This is a genomic window from Myxococcus sp. MH1 (assembly GCF_059738865.1).
This window is the reverse complement of sequence record NZ_AP026947.1, coordinates 380958-396927: the sequence shown is the minus strand read 5'-3', so window position 1 is coordinate 396927 and position 15970 is coordinate 380958. Positions and strand designations below refer to the sequence as shown.

The following is a 15970-nucleotide window of genomic DNA, read 5'->3' as shown; positions in this document are numbered from 1 at the left end:
GCGCCCAGGTGCTGGGTCGACCTGCCCCCTCCGCTCTGGGGTAGCAGGCGACGGGGCGAGCCCTCCATGCGCCTCCCGGTCGGCGAGCATGAGCCGGAGCCGTTCATCGGGGGCTCGGCGACATGCGTTCCCGGAACTGGGCGGGGTGCCTAACCTGTCCCTGTCGCACCCCGCATTCAGACGGGGCGCGATGCGAGCTGACAGCTTCCCGCCGTAAGGGCTATCGGGGCCCGTGTCGCACTCGTGGCCCGGCTCGACAAGACGGGAAAGGCACGTGGGCGCGGAGCCGAGGAGGGCACCGGGCCCACGAGTCTATCCAGGCTCCTCGCGTGAGCGCATCAGCGCCGCCAGCTCGCCGTCCCCCGGGAACGGGCTGTGCTCCAGCGCCGAGATGACGGCCTTGCGGTCCGCCTCGCCCTTGTTCTGGCTGAGCTTGAACTTGCCCTCCAGCCGCGTCACCCGGAGCTCGAACGCGACGATGCCGCCGAGCAGCCGGTTCACGTACTCCTGGGACTGCTCCATCGTCCACGGGGGAGCGTTGCCGGCCTCGTAGCGCGCCGCCGTGTCTCGCAGGATGCGCAGCACCTCGTCGCGAGACTCGATGACGCTGGGCCTGCCGTACGCGTGCACCGTGGCGTAGTTCCACGTGGGCACCTGGGAGCCCGTCGTGTACCAGGTGGGTGACACGTAGGCGTGGGGCCCCTGGAAGATGACCAGCGCGTCGCGCTCGGCGGGGAACGTGCGCCACTGCGGATTCGGCAACGCCATGTGCGCGAGCAGTCGCAGCGCGCCCGCCGCGTCCCGCTCGACGAGGAACGGCAGGTGCGTGGCGAAGGGCGCGCCGTCCTGGTCCATCGTCACCAGCACGGCGAAGGCGTGCCGCGTCATCAGCGACATGAGACGCTCCGCGTCCCGTTCCTCGAAGTGGCGGGGGATGTACATGCCCCCTTGCGTCCCCCGGGTGGGGCCACCGCGTCAACCGGGGCTTAAGAACCGCGCAAGGTTTGTCCCCTACCTTGGTTCTCGTGCGCGGGGCCGGCGCGCGCTTCGACGTGTGTTGCGGGGAGACACCATGAAGCTCAAGGCAGGCATGTTGGCGGCCGCGCTGGTTGGCGCGGGCTGTGGCGCCCAGAAGACGCAGGACACCACCGAGCAGCAAGCCGTGGTCGCCGTCGCGGGAGCCATCAACGAGGCGCAGTCCGCGGACGTGCCTCTCGGCTCCCGGTTCCTGGAGGGGTTGCCGCTCGAGGTGCGTCGCTGGGAGCACGAGGGCTTCCAGTGCGACGCCGAGCCGGAGACCGCCGAGGTGGAGGTCTGCGGACAGCGCTTCCCCTCCGAGCTCCATCTGTCCTGGACAGACTGCCAGGCGCGCGCCCGTGGGCCCCGTGGCGGAGGTTGTGGATGGGAGCGGCCGCCCGCGCCGGGTGGCGGCCCCCGGCCCGAGGACTCCGAGCGCGGTGAGGCCACGGGTGTGGTCTCCTCGGGCACGGTGGAGGTGGTGACGGCCATCGCCCCGGTCGAGGCGTGCGGTGAGGACTCGCCGCTGCGCTTCGAGCAGCAGTCCACGCACGACATCACCCACACCCTGGAGGATGGGCGGAGCGCGAAGATGGCGGGCAGCATCGCCTCCACTTCGGTGCGAGTGCCCGGCGCTCGCCAGACGCTCAGCCGCGCTGTCACCGTCGACACGACGCGCACGCACCTCGACGCGGCAGGGACGGTGCTCGACAGCCTGCACCTCACGGGCTCGCTGGAGGAGAACTTCGACGCGGAGGCGGACACGCCCACGCGCACCAGCAACGGCACGCTCACCGCGACGCTCGCGGATGGCAGCGCGTCCTCGGTGACGCTCACGGGCATCGTCCGGGTGCCGCCGTCCGTCTGCGCGTGGCCGCTCGCTGGCACGCAGGTGCGGACGGGTGCGGAGGGAACCACGAACACGCTGGTGTTCGGACCCGAGTGCGGACAGGCCACGCTCGATGGCGAGGCCATCACCCTGCCCGCGCGTCCGCTCGGGCCCCGTGACGGAGGGTTCGGTGGCAAGCCACCTCGGGGCGGTGGTCCCGGGGGTGGCGCGGGCGGTGGCGGGCGCTGAGGCCTCGGCATACTCCACCCCAGGCCCCTGAAACGACACGGGGCGCGGCGCCTGCTTCCGGCACCGCGCCCCATGAGTCCGCGCATCCCCGGCCTCAGGCCGGGAGACGGCGCCTCAGATGTCGAGGTTCTGCACGTCCAGCGCGTTGCGCTCGATGAACTCGCGCCGCGGCTCCACCGCCTCGCCCATCAGCAGCGAGAAGATTTCGTCGCTCTCCACCGCGTCCTCCACCCGCACCTGCAGCAGCGTGCGCGTGAGCGGATTCATCGTCGTGTCCCAGAGCTGCTCCGGGTTCATCTCGCCCAGACCCTTGTAGCGCTGCAGGCCCAGGCCCTTCTGCGCGTCCTTGCGCAGCGCCGCGTGGACCTCCTGCACCGAGTACGCCGTCACCGTCCCGGCATCCACCTTCACCTTGTACGGCGCGTCCCCCAGGGACTTGAACGCATCCCGCAGGGCCACCAGCTCCACGTACTCCGGCGACGACAGGAACGCGTGGTCGAACACCGTCGGCCGCATCGCGCCGTTCACGTCCGTGCGGAACACCAGCTTCTTCGTCCCGTTCTCCGTGTCCGTCTCCACCTCGTGCGACACCCGGCCCAGCACGTCCGGCATGCGCCGCTCGAACTCCGCGTACGCGCCCTTCACCGCCGCCGCCAGCGCCGCCTCGTCGCCCAGCACCTCCGACGTCAGCCGCGCGCCCTGCACCACCGCGTCCACCACCCGCGCGTCGCGCCGCTTCGCCTGCTTCTCCAGCCGCTCCTCGTACGTAATCACCTTCTCGAGCAGCGCCTTCAGGTCCGCCCCACCCACCTCGCCCGAGGGCGTCAGCACCCGCCCGTGCTCCGTGGCGATGCCCAGCAGGTACTCGTCCAGCGCGCGCTGGTCCTTGACGTACTTGTCCTTCTTGTTGCGCGTGACTTTGTAGAGCGGCGGCTGCGCGATGTAGAGGTAGCCCTTCTGCAGGAGCTCCGGCATCTGCCGGAAGAAGAACGTCAGCAGCAGCGTGCGGATGTGGCTGCCGTCCACGTCGGCGTCCGTCATCAGGATGATGCGGTGGTAGCGCGACTTCTCCGGGTTGTAGTCCTCCGGCCCGATGCCCGTGCCCAGCGCCGTGATGAGCGTGACGATTTCGGCGCTCGTCAGCATCTTCTCGAAGCGCGCCTTCTCCACGTTCAGAATCTTGCCGCGCAACGGGAGGATGGCCTGGTTGCGCCTGTCCCGCCCCTGCTTCGCGGAGCCACCTGCGGAGTCACCCTCGACGATGTACAGCTCGCTCTCGTGCGGGTCGCGGCTCTGGCAGTCCGCCAGCTTCCCGGGGAGGCCGCCGCCGTCCAGCACGCCCTTGCGGCGCACCGTCTCACGCGCCTTGCGCGCCGCGATGCGCGCCCGGCACGCATCGCCAATCTTGGCGACGATCTTCTTGCCCACCATGGGCGTCTCTTCCAGGAAGGTGGCGAGCTGGTCGTTGACCATCTGCTCGACCAGGCCCTTCACCTCGCTGTTGCCCAGCTTCGTCTTCGTCTGCCCCTCGAACTGGGGGTTGGGCAGCTTCACGGAGATGACCGCGGACAGGCCCTCGCGCGCGTCCTCGCCCGCGGGCGCCTCCTTCAGGTCCTTCCAGAGGCCACCCTTCTCCGCGTAGCTGTTGAGCGTGCGCGTCAGCGCGGCCTTGAAGCCGGACAGGTGGCTGCCACCCTCGTGGGTGTTGATGTTGTTGGCGAAGGTGTAGATGCGCTCGTCGTAGCCGTCGTTCCACTGCATGGCCAGCTCGAGCGACACGCCGTCCTTCTCCACCTGGAAGGAGATGGGCTTGTCGTGCAGCACCTGCTTCGACTTGTTGAGGAACTCCACGAACGAGGAGATGCCTCCGTCGAACTTGAAGTCGTGCTCCTTGTTCGTGCGCTCGTCGCGGATGCTGATGTGCAGCCCCGCGTTGAGGAACGCCAGCTCACGCAGCCGCTGGCTGAGCGTCTCGAAGTTGAAGTCCACCGTCTCCATCACGGTGCTGTCCGGCTTGAACGCGATGAGCGTGCCGCGCTTGTCGGTGGTGCCCACCTCCTGCGGCGCCCCCTGCGAGACGCCTCGGGAGTAGGCCTGCTCGAACACCTTGCCGGCGCGCTGGACGCGGACCTTGAACCACTCCGAGAGGAAGTTCACGCACGTGACGCCCACGCCGTGCAGTCCGCCGGAGACCTTGTAGGCCCCGTTGCCGAACTTGCTGCCGGCGTGCAGCTCCGTGAGGACGACCTCCAGCGTGTCCTTGCCCTTGAACTTGGGGTCGGGGTGAGGACCCACGGGGATGCCGCGCCCGTTGTCCTGGACGCTCAGCGAGCCGTCCACGTGGATGACGACCTCGATGTCCGTGCAGTGGCCCGCGAGCGCCTCGTCCACGGCGTTGTCGACGACCTCGTACACGAGCTTGTGGAGCCCGTAGGTCATCGTGTCGCCGATGTACATGCCAGGGCGCTTGCGAACGGCCTCCAGGCCCTCGAGCTTGGTGATGCTATCGGTCCCATACTCCACGGGCGGCAAAGCGACCTCGGCGCCAGTAGCGGGGGTCTTTTCCATGTGATGCTGTCCTTGGGAAAAGGAGCCTTGCAGAAGGCCTGTGCCTACCATTTAGAGGCACACTGAACAAGAGTAACGAGCCCGCGCAAAGCTGCGTAAATATTCGTGAAAATCGCTTGGCCGCCCCCTCGGGCGGCGGCGCCCCGGGAGCGGGGGTTCAGGCGTCGAACCGCGGCGGCGGCAGGCGCTCCTCCAGCGCGGAGATCAACTCCTCGAAAACAGCTTTGCGGGCGAAGAGATGCCGGGTGACGAGCACCCGTCCCTCTTCCTTGAGGAACAGACCGAGCACGTTCCCCCGCCGACCGAGCCGGCGCACCGAATCAATCTGGCCCCAGTGCAAATCCAGCTCGCTGGCGCTGAAGGGGCGGGCCACGCGCACGCCGCGCGCGTCCAGGGTGACGCCCCAGCCGGTGCGCGGGCGCAGCCGGTGGAGGGCCACGAGGAAGGCGAGCATCAGCCCCGCGCTCACCCCGGCGCGAGCCAGCTCCTGCACGCCGCCGCCGTCCTGGGCGTTGGCCAGGGCCCAGGCCGTCAATACCGCCAGCACGCAGGCGCCCAGGAAGAGCGCGATACGGGGGACGCGAGGGTCGAAGGCGTAGAAGCGCTGGCTCGTCATGAGTGCGGGCGCACCCTACCCGTCCTGGAGGACGGGTGCGCGCTTTTGCGCGGTGCGATGTTCGCCGCCCGGCGCGGGCACCCTAGGCTGGGGGCGTCCCATGACCGATGCCGAACTGAACGACCGCCTCCTCACCAACGTCATCGCCTTCAAGCACCTGCAACGGGAGCGGGGCATGCTGCGCCACTTCGGCGCCCCGGGCCTGGATGCCTTCAGCCTGCCGACCCATCCCGCCGAGTCCCACTTCCAGCAGGCCTGCTTCCGGACGACCCAGGCGCTCGCCGAGGGACTGCCCGCGCTGGAGGACTTCTACCGGCGCCAGGGCATCCCCGCCTGGCGCGTGGCGGTGCTGCCCGGCCAGGACGAAGGGGCCAGGCTGCTGGGCGCGCACGGCTATCGCCCCGACAACCGGCTGCCCGCCATGGGGCTGGCGCTGGCGGACATCCCGGACGAGCGCCCCACCTTCCCCCTCGTGGAGACCGAATCCCAGGAGGAGATGGTGGCGCTCAACGTCCGCGTCTGGGGCAAGTGGGACGACCTCCTCTGCGTGTGGAACCAGCCGCCCCGGCTGCCCGTGCACACGCTGGTCGCGCGCGAGCAGGGCCGCGCGCTGGCGTGCGGCTTCAGCCTGGACGTGGACGACACCGCGGGCGTGTACATGGTCGTCACGCTGCCGGAGGCGCGGGGCCGGGGGCTGGCCGCGGAGGTGATGAAGGGCCTGCTCTCCGGGGCCCGCGCCCGGGGCCTCGCCGCCTCCGTGCTCCAGGCCACCGAGCAGGGCCGGAGCGTGTACCGCAAGCTCGGCTACCGCGAGCTGGGGGACTGGGTGAACTGGGCGCGCGTCGCTTGAGGAGAAAGCCTCAGCGCAGCGCCTCCAGCTCCTCCAGGATGGCGAACACCTGCGAGGGCTGGCGCGCCTCGCCGAGCCGCGCGGACAGCCCTCGCGCGGCGAGCCGGGCCACGTGCGCCATGCGCACCAGCCGCACGCGCCCCAGCTCCCCGTCCACCGCCGCCACCACCAGCCGCAGCGGACGGCCGTCGGGCGTGTCCACCGCCAGCCCCTTGGCCAGCGTCACCAGGGCCGCCACGGGGGATGCGCCCGGCACGAAGACGTGGGGCACGGCCACCTCGCCGCCCACCGCGCACGAGGACGTGATGTCGCGCCGGCGCAGGCTCTCCGCCAGGCGCGGCGCGTCCACGCCGGGCAGCTCCACCGCCAGCCGCCCCGCCACCACGTCCAGCACGTCCTCCCAGCCCTCGCAGGACAGCTGGAGCACCATCCGCTCGGGCGCCAGGAGCGGCGCCAGCGCCGGCACCGGCGCGTCCGAGGGCCCCCTGCGCACGGGGAACTCCGCGTCCAGGAAGTCGCGCACCCGGGCCAGCTGCGCCCCCGACAGCCGACGCCGCGCCAGCTCCAGGAAGAGCGTCCCGGAGCCCGGCACGTCCTCCAGGTACTCGGACACGTAGGGGCTGACCCGGTTCGCCACATCCATCAACAGGCTGGGAGGCACGTCCAGCTCCCGGGCAATCGCCGTGAGCCGCTCCACCGTGGGCGGCGCGTCCACGCCGTTCTCCACCCGGCTGAGGTACGCGCTCGACACACCGATGCGCCTTGCCAGGTCCCTCAGGGACAGGCCCGCGTCCACCCGCAACAGTCGCAGCGTCGCACCCAGGTGCATGGTGGTGTGCTCAGCTCCTCGAGGCCGCCGTCCGAGGGGAGACCGGGTCCGCGGCGGCGACGGCCTGGGTCACCGGCTCCGACTCGTGCACCACGAGCAGCGAGCCCGGCGCGTCCCGGATGATGCGCTCGCGGTGCAGCCCGAAGACGCGGTCCTCCAGGCCCCACTGCGCGCCCATGCCCACCACCAGCAGGTCGTAGCCTCCCTGGCGGATCTCCTCGAGCACCGCGTCCTCCGGGGACTCGTGCCGCACCACCTTCAGCCGCACGGCCGAGCCCTCCGCCGCGGGGAACAGCTCCTCCACCTGCGCGCGCGCGTGGGTGTTCTCGTGGGACGTCACGTGCAGCACGGTGACGTCCGCGCCCGCCTGCTTCATCAGCCGCCGCGCCAGCTTCAGCGCCGCGCGGTCATGCCGGCTGCCGATGAAGGGCACCAGCACCCGCTTCACGTCGGACAGGCCCCGGTCCACCAGCACCGCCACCGTGCCGCCGGCCGCGTCCTTCATCACCTCGTGCACCGTGCCGCCCAGCACCGTCTGGCTGAACAGCGGCTTGTGCCAGCCCAGCAGCACCAGGTCCGCGCGCCGGGCCTCGGCCGTGCGGCGGATGTCCTGCGCGGGCTCCGTGGACACGAACGACAGCGGCCGCACCGACAGCCCCAGGCTCCGCGCCCGGCCGAGCAGCGGCGCCAGCGCGCCCTCGCCCTCGGCGGACTCCTCGGACGCCCCGGCGCGCGGCTCGGCCTCGCGCAGGGACACGCGCTCCGGGTGCACCAGGTGCAGGGCGTGCAGTTGCGTGGCCTCCGTGCCGGAGAGCGCCTTGGCCAGCGTGGCCATGCCCGGCCCGGCCTGCTGATGGGAGACGCACATCAGCATCGTGTAGGGCGTCAGGCCCGGGGCCGTGGCCGGCGCCAGCTCCAGCTTGTCGCGCGCCATCTCCTCCAGCGGGTAGATGAGGCGCAGCAGCGGCGTGGTCATGAACGTGGTCACCAGCGCCATGATGACCATCATGGTGAAGAGCGTGGGCGAGATGACGCCCAGGTCCAGGCCCAGGTTGAGGACGATGAGCTCCATCAACCCGCGCGTGTTCATCAGGATGCCGACGGCGCCCGCCTCGCGCCAGCGCATGCCCGTCAGCCGCGCCGCCACCGCGCTGCCGCCGAACTTGCCCAGACAGGCCAGCAGGATGATGACCCCGCAGGTCATCCAGGCCTCCGGCGTGTTGAGCAGGCCAATCTGCGTGCGCAGGCCGCTGAAGGCGAAGAACAGGGGCAGGAGCAGCACCACCGCCGTGTCCTCCAGCTTCTCCACCAGCGCCTCGGCCAGCCCCCCCTCCTTGGGGATGACGGCGCCGAAGAGGAACGCGCCGAAGAGCGCGTGGATGCCGATGAGCTCCGTGGCGAGCGCGCTCGCGAGCAGCAACAGCAGCGTGCCCGCCACCACGTTCTGCGTCAGGCCCTCGCGGCTGGCCACGCGCGCGCCCAGCCGGGCGAGGAACGGCCGCACCGCCAGCAGCATGAACGCGATGTAGCCCACCGCGAACGCCGTGGTGAGCGCCGCCTCCGCCAGGCTCGCCGCGCGGACGATGGACACCACGAAGGCCAGCAGGCACCACGCCGTGACGTCATCCACCGCGGCGCACGTAATCGCGATGGCGCCGATGCGCGACTGCAGCAGCCCGCGCTCGGCGAGGATGCGCGCGAGCACCGGGAAGGCCGTGATGCTCATCGCCACGCCCATGAAGAGCACGAACGAGGAGAACGGCACGCTCGGGTCCGACAGCGACTTGTAGAGCCACAGCGCGCCCGCCACCGCGCCCAGGATGAAGGGCACCACGATGCTCGTGTGGCTGATGGCCACCGACGCATGGCCCCGGCCCTTGAGCATCTTCGGGTCCAGCTCCAGGCCGATGAGGAACATGAACAGCACCAGGCCCACCTGGCTCAACATCTTGAGCACGGGCATGGAGCTGGCCGGGAACAGCGCGTCCATCAGGTCCGGCGCCAGCCACCCCAACAGCGACGGCCCCAGCACGATGCCCGCCACCACCTCCGCGATGACCAGCGGCTGGCCCAACCAGCGCGCGCCCCGGCCAATCAACCTCGACACGCCGATGATGACGATGAGCTGCGTGATGAGCAGCGTGAGCGGGTTGAAATGCATCCGGCCTCCGTCGGCGAGCGCGCCTGTTAAGTGAGCACTTACCAGCCCACCTCGCGCAGCGTCAAACGCGCATTGCGCGCGGGGAGGGGGAGGGACGTCAGGCCGCCTGGTGTCTGCGCACGGCGTCCAGCAGCGTGTCCACGTCCACGGGCTTGCGCAGGTGTCCACACGCGCCAATCTCCTCCGCCACCTGGCGGGCGTTGGCGGACGCGGAGAAGACGAGCACGGGGATGTCACGCCACGCGGGCACCTGGCGCATGGCCCGCGCGAAGCCGGCGCCATCCAGCACGGGCATCATCATGTCGAGCAGCACGAGCACGGGCAGCGACGACATGTCCCCGAGGACGTCGAGCGCGTGCTTGCCATTGATGGCCCCCGTCACCGAATAGCCCGCGTCGCGCAGCACCTCCTCCAGTGCCTCGCGCAGGTCCGCGTCGTCGTCCACCACCAGCAACGGCCCAGTCACGCACTCGCCTCCTTCTCTCGACCCGACCACCCGACGGCCTCGAGACTATCTCGCGCCACCGACGCATACGTCACATGTCTCGACGGGAGGCGGGCGCTCCGCCCCAGGCTCGTGTCGTGTTGTCGGCGCGGTGTTGAGCATTGGCCAATACGAGCCAACGGCGGCGTGTGCATCTGGGGATTCCTCGTGAAGCAGTGAAGCGCGCTGGGTGACGAGCGACCGCGCGGACTCTCGGGTGCTGGGAGTCGATACGCGTTCGGGGGCGAACGGGGCCTCACCCCCGAGACCTAAGGGTGCGACCTCCTCTGTCTCGGAGACACCGTCCCCGTGTTTCAGGACGTGCGCGCGAGAGGGCCCGCCCCCATCTCCTTGCCTCGCCCGCGCGAGGACCGAAGGGGGTCATGGAGGCCCGCCAGCGCGCGCGGACGGAAGCCGGGGGGCACCATGACCGAAGCACTCTCTCGCCGTGCCGCGCTGGGGCACGCCGCCGCCGTCGCGGGGCTGGGCCTGCTCACGGCCACCTCGCGCGCCCACGCCCAGCGAAGCATCAAGGAGGACCTGCCGGTGGTGCGCGCGCTGCTCGCCGCCGAGCGTGACGCCGTCGCGACGCATGACGCCCTGGCCGGCGTGCTCGCGGCCGCGCCCGCCACCGACGCGCTGTTCGCCTTCCGGGGGCTGCTCGAGGCGCTCCTCTCGCGCTTCCGCCAGCAGCACGCGGAGCACGCCGAACGGCTGGTGGACGCGCTCGTCCAGCAGCGAGGCACCGACGACGTGGGCGCGGGCACGGCGAGGCTCCCCGAGGACTTCGCGCCCTGCCTCCAGAACGCGCTCGACCTGCTGACCAACCTGGAGAAGGCGTGCGCGCTCACCTGCACCCAGGCGCAGACCGCCCTGAGGCTCGACGCCAACGGAGGGCTCGCCGCGAGCCTCGGCGCGGTCGCCTCCCAGCGCTTCGTCGTGCTGAACCTGCTCGCGCGCGGCCTCGCCACCCCGCCCGCGGCCACCGCGAACCAGCCCGCGGACGCGCTCGCGAGCCTCGTCGCCGCGTGGGTTCCGCGCTCGCTGGCCATCAGCCTGGACGACGGCGCGGGCCTCGACGACGAGACCGGGCTGCCCTTCTACGACGTGACCCGCTGAAGGAGCCCCCCATGACTGCGAACCCGCGCCTCGCCCGCCGCCGCGTCCTCCAATGCCTGGGCCTCGCCACGGGCGCCCACGCGCTCGGGGCCTGTGATGCCCCCATGGAGTACCGGCCGAACCAGGAGGTGAACCCCATCGAGCGCGCCCGGGAGGTGGGCGCCCTCAACACGCTGCTCGCCGCCGAGTACTCGCTCGTCGCGGCCTACGCCCAGGCCACCTCGCGCCTCGTGGCCGCGCGCGATGACCCGGCGCGCCCCCAGGCGGAGCGGGAGCTGGCCGTGCTCGCGCTCGGGCTGGCGCAGGCCTTCCAGCAGCATCACGCCGCGCACGCGGCGCTGCTCGCCCGGACGATGACGGACCTGGGCGCCATCCCCGTGCGCGAGGACACGGTCTCCTACGCGCCGCCCGCGGGCTTCAAGCCCTCCGTCGGCAACGTCCTGAAGCTGTCGGCCAACGAGGAGCGCCGCTCCATCATCGCCTTCACCCGCGTGCTCGCCTCCATCCAGACGCCGAACACGCGCTTCGTGCTCGCCTCCATCCAGGGCATCCACGCGCAGCACTTCGCGGTGCTCACGGCCCTCGTCGAATCGCGCCTGGAGATGGCGCCCGCGCTCGACGCCTCGCGCGTGGTGCCCCGCCCCTTCGTCGCCTCCACCGAGGAGCTGGGCGGCGGCGAGGGGCTGGGCGCGGAGCCCGACCTCGCCGTCGGAGACGCGGGCTGACGAAGAAGCCCTACCGCCAGGACAGCTCGAACTCGCTGTCCAGCAGCGCCACCTGCCGCCCGCTCACGCGCACGTCGCGGGCGCCCACCGCCTCCAGCGCGCCGCGCAGCACGCCCTCGTGGTACGCGGCGGGCATGAAGTCGCGGCGCATGATGAAGCGCGCGCTGCGCTCGCCCGTCCACACCGGGTAGCGCTCCCCGTAGCTCACCGCCATGCGGTACGCGTCACCCAGGGACTCGAGCAGCAGCCGGGGACTGCCCGCCGACTCCGCCAGGAGCTCCCGACCGAACAGCGACGCCAGGAAGTCCACCGTGGCCTGCGCGCCCATGCGCTCGAGCACCTCGTCGAAGCCGCCCTGCCGGGGCGCCAGCAGCCGCGCCGCCGTGGACACCATGCGCAGGTAGCGCGACACCGAGTAGAGCTGGAACGGGTTGATTTCCCACACGCCCGCCACGCCCTTGCACCGCGCGACGGAGCCCTCTCCGCCCAGGAACGCGATGACGTGCAGCGCGCCGCGGAAGAACATCCCGCGCGCCTGGTCGTCCTCGGTCGCGGCCAGCCGACGCTGCTCCAGCTCCCACGCCGCGCCACCACCGCTCACATCCATGCTCACGTACATGGTCGTCTCCCCCGAGGGGCTCGCACTGCCTCGGCTCAGGGGACACGTCCGGCGCTGCTCAGGTCTTTCTGTGTTCGCCGGATTCCCCCCACTTCCTAGGTACCAACCCTCTCATATTTTTCTACCCCTGTCGAATGGTTCGAGATGGCCCCGGGGTCCGGACCAGGTTCCGCCAGCGTACGAAACGCCCGGATTCCAGGCACATGGACGTCTCGGAGGCCACGAGCCTGGAGGTCCCTCGGGGTGCGGGGGACCTGGGAGGTGCGGGGAAGGGCCCTTCCCGGGCGGCGCCCGGGTCAGCGGGCGGCGAGCACGGACTCGGCGGCGCGCAGGCCCGCGCCGGCCTCCGCCCGGTGACCGGCGGCGAGCAGGGCGCGCTCCACGGCGCCCACGGTGACGAGCACGTCGCCGGGGCCCACGCGGTTCATGTGGCCCACGCGGAAGTAGCGCGTCTTGAGGTCCGGGTGGAGCCCGCCGGCAATCACCACGCCCTCGGCCTTCACGCGCCCGACGAGCGAGGCGTCCACGCCCTCCGGGTAGTAGACGGCGCTGAGCGTGTTCGCCGTCACCGCCTCCGACACGGGCAAGAGGCGCAGGCCCAGCGCGCTCCACGCGGCGCGGAAGGCGCGGGCCAGGCGCTGGTGACGGGCGAAGCGCGCCTCCATGCCCTCGGCCAGAATCTGCCCCAGGCTCACGTCCAGCGCGCTGACGAGGTTGACGGGCGGCGTGGCGAAGTACGAGGGCTTGCCGCCCGCGTACGCCTCCATGATGGGCAGCCACTCCGCCCAGTCCGAGTACACGCTGGCCACCGGCGCCTTGCGGCCCTTCCACGCCGCCATCGCCTGGGGGCTCGCGGTGACGAGCGCGAGGCCGGGCGGCACGCCCACCGCCTTCTGGCTCGCCGTCAGGTACACGTCCGCGCCCCACGCGTCCTGGTGGAACACCTCGCCCGCGGTGGCGCAGACGCCGTCCACCACCGACAGCACGCCGAGCGCGCGCGCGGCCTTCACCAGTCCCTCCACCGGCGCGAGCACGCCCGTGGACGTGTCCACGTGCGTGACGGTCATCACCTTGAAGCCGCCGCGCTCCAGCTGGGACTTCACCTCCGCCACCGAGGGCGCGTCGCCCGGGGAGGCGCGCACGTGCGTCACCTTCGCGCCGTGCCGCTCGAGAATCTTCGCCATCCGGTCACTGAAGTAACCGGTGTTCACCACGAGGGCCGCGTCGCCGGGCTCCACCAGATTGGCCACGGCCATCTCCATGGCCAGGGTGCCGGAGCCGGAGACGACGAAGGGCTGCGCGGAAGGGGCGAGGCACACCTCGCGCAGCCGCTGCAGCGCCCGGCCGAAGGTGACGATGAAGGCCGGGTCCGTGTGGCTGAGCGAGGGGGCGCCCAGCGCGCGCAGCACCTCTTCCTCGAACTCCACGGGCCCCGGAATCATCAGCAGTTCTCTCACGGCGTCACCACTCCTCAGGGGGCTCGGGGGCTCCGAGCGGTTGGGCGTCACGGTATAGGCACGGGGGACGACGGGCGGGAGCGTGGGCCCCGCCAGGGCGCACTCACAGTCTTTCGAGCAGCTCCCACAGGATGGAGAACCCCTGCCGGAAGTCCTGCAGGTGCGCCTGCTCGTTCGGCGCGTGGTAGTACTTCATGTCCCCGAAGCCTGTTATCTGCACGTCGCAGCCCTGGCGCTGCAGGTCCCTCACCAGGGGCAGCGAGCCGGTGAGCGAGAAGGGCTGCGCGTCCACGCCGCGCACGGCCTTCATCGCGTCCTTCAGCGCCTGGAGGCCGGGCGAGTCCAGCCGGCACGCGATGCCCTCGGTGCCGCCGCCCTGGAAGCGCAGGGCCAGCCGGCCGCGCCGCCCGTCCTCGGTGCGCGTGCGAGGCCAGCCGGCGGGGACCTCACCGCGCTCCAGCCGCGCGTCCAGCTCCCGCACGAAGTCCTCGGTGGCGCGCCGCACCTCGGCCATGTCGTGGAAGGGCGTCAGGCGGACGTCGCCCTTCACCACCACGTCGCCGGGAATCTTGTTCTCCTTGGTGTTGGCCGCCTCCATCACGGTGGCCTTGAGGCTGGAGGTCGCGAGGAAGCCCCAGCGCTTCTCGTCCTCGTTGGGCGGGTAGCGCGCGTGGAACCAGCGGCCCAGCTCCAGCGACGCGGCCATCGCCAGCTCCAGCGCGTTCACGCAGTTCTGCGGCATGCCCGAGTGGCCGCCCACGCCCGTCACCTTCAGCTCCCACACGCTGTTGCCCGCGGTGCCCACGGTGGGGCCGAAGTTGGCGCTGTCCAGCCAGTACACCGGCTGGCCCACCAGGTCCTTGAGCCGGCCCTGCTCGGCCACGTAGCTCAGGCCCAGGCCGGGCAAATCCCCCGCCTCCTCGTTGGCGATGAGCACCACCTTGAGCGTGCGGCGCGGGCGCACGTTGGCCTCCGCCAGCTGCGCGAGCAGGTCCGTGGCCACCGCGACGTGGCCCAGGCAGTCGGTGACGCCGCGCCCGTAGAGCACGCCGTCCGGGCCCTCCCACAGCTCGAAGGGGCTGCGCTCCCAGCCCTCGGCGACCTGGTCCGCGGGGACCACGTCGAAGTGCGCGCCCACGAAGCCCACCGCGCCCTCGCCCGTGCCCTTCACGGTGAGCACCAGGCTGACGCGCGACTCGTTGCCCTGGGACGCGAGGGCCTCCGCGTGGATGAAGCCGCTGGCGATGTGCGGGGCCAGCGTGTCCAGCACCACCTGCGCGGCCAGCCGCTCCTGGGGCACCAGCCCCGCCTCCAGGTTGTTCTGCAACCGGGGCGTCAGGGCGATGAGACGGCGGAGCACATCCAGGAAGCGGTCTTCCTTCAACATGAGCGCGGACATGGGCGCGGATTGGAGCCCAGGTGCCGACAGGATGTCACTGAAAACGACGACGCCGGAGCCCCATGCAGAGCCCCGGCGTCGAGACTTCAGCGGGCCGCGCTCAGCGGTAGGTCAGCGCCTGCGAGTCCATGCGGGCCGCCTGGCCCGTGGTGAACGTGTTCATGCAGGAGTCGTCCGTGTAGTCCATGAAGTTGGTGATGGGGTCGTTGCCCGCGGCGGAGCAGGTGTTGCGACCCGTGGGGCAGCCGTACGCGGGCGAGGCCTCCGCCGGCGTGTCGCTGACGGAGTCGTTCGTGGTGGAGCAGCCGCCCTGGAACGTGTGGTACAGGCCCAGCCAGTGGCCGACCTCGTGCGTGCCCGTGTCACCCAGGTTGTACGGCGACGCGCTGCCGCCCGGCACGCTGGAGTACAGAATCACCACGCCGTCCATCGTCGGGTTGCTGGCGTAGCTGGAGGGGAACGTCGCCCAGCCGAGCAGGCCGCCGCTCAGGTTCGCCGAGTAGATGTTGAGCGCGTTCTTGCCGCCCTTGCGCAGCGCCGTCTTCATCGCGCGCTCCGCGGACGAGCCCGAGCCCAGGTTGTACCAGGTGCTGTTCGTCGTGCGGTCCGTCGCCGTCAGCGTGAACTTGAACGGCGTGTTCGCGTACGCGGCGTTCAGCACCGCAATCTGGTTGGTAATCATGGCCGTGGTGATGTCGCCGTTCGCCACGCCCGTGCCCTTGTTGATGACGTGGAAGTAGACGGGGATGTTCACCGAGCCGTTCGGACGCGCGAAGGCAGACACCGCGCGCTCCGACTGGAAGCGGCGCTCCATGTCCGCCATCTCCTCGTGCGTCGGGTTCACGCCGCAGCCGCGACCCTCGATGGCCTGCTGACCGGGCTGCTCCTCGGCCGCCGGAGGCGTGGGCTCCGGCTGCTGGGACTCCGGAGCGCTCGAACAGCCGGACAGCAACGCCAGGACACCGATGACCACGGAGAAACGGCCACTGCGACGCGCAACGAAGCTGGACATTCCCGACTCCTCGGAAAATGCGTGGAATACGTATTT

14 protein-coding genes are annotated in these 15970 nt (G+C 71.2%); 4 read left to right on the top strand and 10 right to left on the bottom strand.

Translation table 11 applies throughout. From position 1 onward, the window contains the following. Positions 1-312: 312 nt before the first annotated feature. The gene (locus tag AC6JA9_RS01590; protein ID WP_223782146.1) at positions 313-942 is read right to left on the bottom strand and encodes an FMN-binding negative transcriptional regulator; all 630 of its coding nucleotides are present in this window, start codon (positions 940-942) and stop codon (positions 313-315) included. A 130-nt stretch (positions 943-1072) separates the two neighbouring features. Between AC6JA9_RS01590 and AC6JA9_RS01585 the strand changes: the two genes are divergently transcribed. Next, complete coding sequence (locus AC6JA9_RS01585) at positions 1073-2095, top strand: hypothetical protein (protein ID WP_408888418.1); 1023 nt, start codon at positions 1073-1075, stop codon at positions 2093-2095. A gap of 114 nt (positions 2096-2209) precedes the next feature. Here the strand turns inward: AC6JA9_RS01585 and gyrB are convergent, their stop codons facing one another. Both gyrB and AC6JA9_RS01575 read right to left on the bottom strand, forming a co-directional pair. Next, positions 2210-4663 (bottom strand): DNA topoisomerase (ATP-hydrolyzing) subunit B, encoded by a 2454-nt coding sequence (gene gyrB / locus AC6JA9_RS01580; RefSeq protein ID WP_223782144.1) that lies wholly within the window; start codon positions 4661-4663, stop codon positions 2210-2212. Between the two features lie 157 nt (positions 4664-4820). Next, entirely contained in the window at positions 4821-5279 is a 459-nt protein-coding gene (locus AC6JA9_RS01575) for a hypothetical protein (protein WP_223782143.1), read from the bottom strand. A 100-nt stretch (positions 5280-5379) separates the two neighbouring features. Here AC6JA9_RS01575 and AC6JA9_RS01570 point away from each other — a divergent pair, with 100 nt between their 5' ends. After that, complete coding sequence (locus AC6JA9_RS01570) at positions 5380-6129, top strand: GNAT family N-acetyltransferase (protein ID WP_223751861.1); 750 nt, start codon at positions 5380-5382, stop codon at positions 6127-6129. Between the two features lie 10 nt (positions 6130-6139). Here the strand turns inward: AC6JA9_RS01570 and AC6JA9_RS01565 are convergent, their stop codons facing one another. The 3 genes from AC6JA9_RS01565 to AC6JA9_RS01555 all read right to left on the bottom strand — a co-directional run bounded on the left by AC6JA9_RS01565 (position 6140) and on the right by AC6JA9_RS01555 (position 9585). Next, on the bottom strand, positions 6140-6958 hold the full coding sequence (locus tag AC6JA9_RS01565; protein WP_223751862.1) for a helix-turn-helix domain-containing protein: 819 nt from the start codon (positions 6956-6958) through the stop codon (positions 6140-6142). Between the two features lie 10 nt (positions 6959-6968). Further along, entirely contained in the window at positions 6969-9119 is a 2151-nt protein-coding gene (locus AC6JA9_RS01560; protein ID WP_497958985.1) for a cation:proton antiporter domain-containing protein, read from the bottom strand. A 97-nt stretch (positions 9120-9216) separates the two neighbouring features. Next, entirely contained in the window at positions 9217-9585 is a 369-nt protein-coding gene (locus AC6JA9_RS01555; protein ID WP_141324131.1) for a response regulator, read from the bottom strand. 444 nt (positions 9586-10029) lie between these two features. Here AC6JA9_RS01555 and AC6JA9_RS01550 point away from each other — a divergent pair, with 444 nt between their 5' ends. Continuing rightward, complete coding sequence (locus AC6JA9_RS01550; RefSeq protein ID WP_497958984.1) at positions 10030-10722, top strand: hypothetical protein; 693 nt, start codon at positions 10030-10032, stop codon at positions 10720-10722. 11 nt (positions 10723-10733) lie between these two features. Beyond that, the gene (locus AC6JA9_RS01545) at positions 10734-11447 is read left to right on the top strand and encodes a ferritin-like domain-containing protein (RefSeq protein WP_223751865.1); all 714 of its coding nucleotides are present in this window, start codon (positions 10734-10736) and stop codon (positions 11445-11447) included. Positions 11448-11457: 10 nt separating this feature from the next. Here the strand turns inward: AC6JA9_RS01545 and AC6JA9_RS01540 are convergent, their stop codons facing one another. The 4 genes from AC6JA9_RS01540 to AC6JA9_RS01525 all read right to left on the bottom strand — a co-directional run bounded on the left by AC6JA9_RS01540 (position 11458) and on the right by AC6JA9_RS01525 (position 15934). Beyond that, on the bottom strand, positions 11458-12066 hold the full coding sequence (locus tag AC6JA9_RS01540; RefSeq protein ID WP_223751866.1) for a TIGR02265 family protein: 609 nt from the start codon (positions 12064-12066) through the stop codon (positions 11458-11460). A gap of 296 nt (positions 12067-12362) precedes the next feature. Continuing rightward, positions 12363-13523: a pyridoxal-phosphate-dependent aminotransferase family protein gene (locus AC6JA9_RS01535; RefSeq protein ID WP_267698477.1), complete on the bottom strand. Its 1161-nt coding sequence runs from the start codon at positions 13521-13523 to the stop codon at positions 12363-12365. A 103-nt stretch (positions 13524-13626) separates the two neighbouring features. Then, complete coding sequence (locus AC6JA9_RS01530; protein WP_426748479.1) at positions 13627-14922, bottom strand: M20/M25/M40 family metallo-hydrolase; 1296 nt, start codon at positions 14920-14922, stop codon at positions 13627-13629. A 100-nt stretch (positions 14923-15022) separates the two neighbouring features. Next, positions 15023-15934: a zinc metalloprotease gene (locus AC6JA9_RS01525; protein WP_497958983.1), complete on the bottom strand. Its 912-nt coding sequence runs from the start codon at positions 15932-15934 to the stop codon at positions 15023-15025. Positions 15935-15970: the final 36 nt, after the last annotated feature.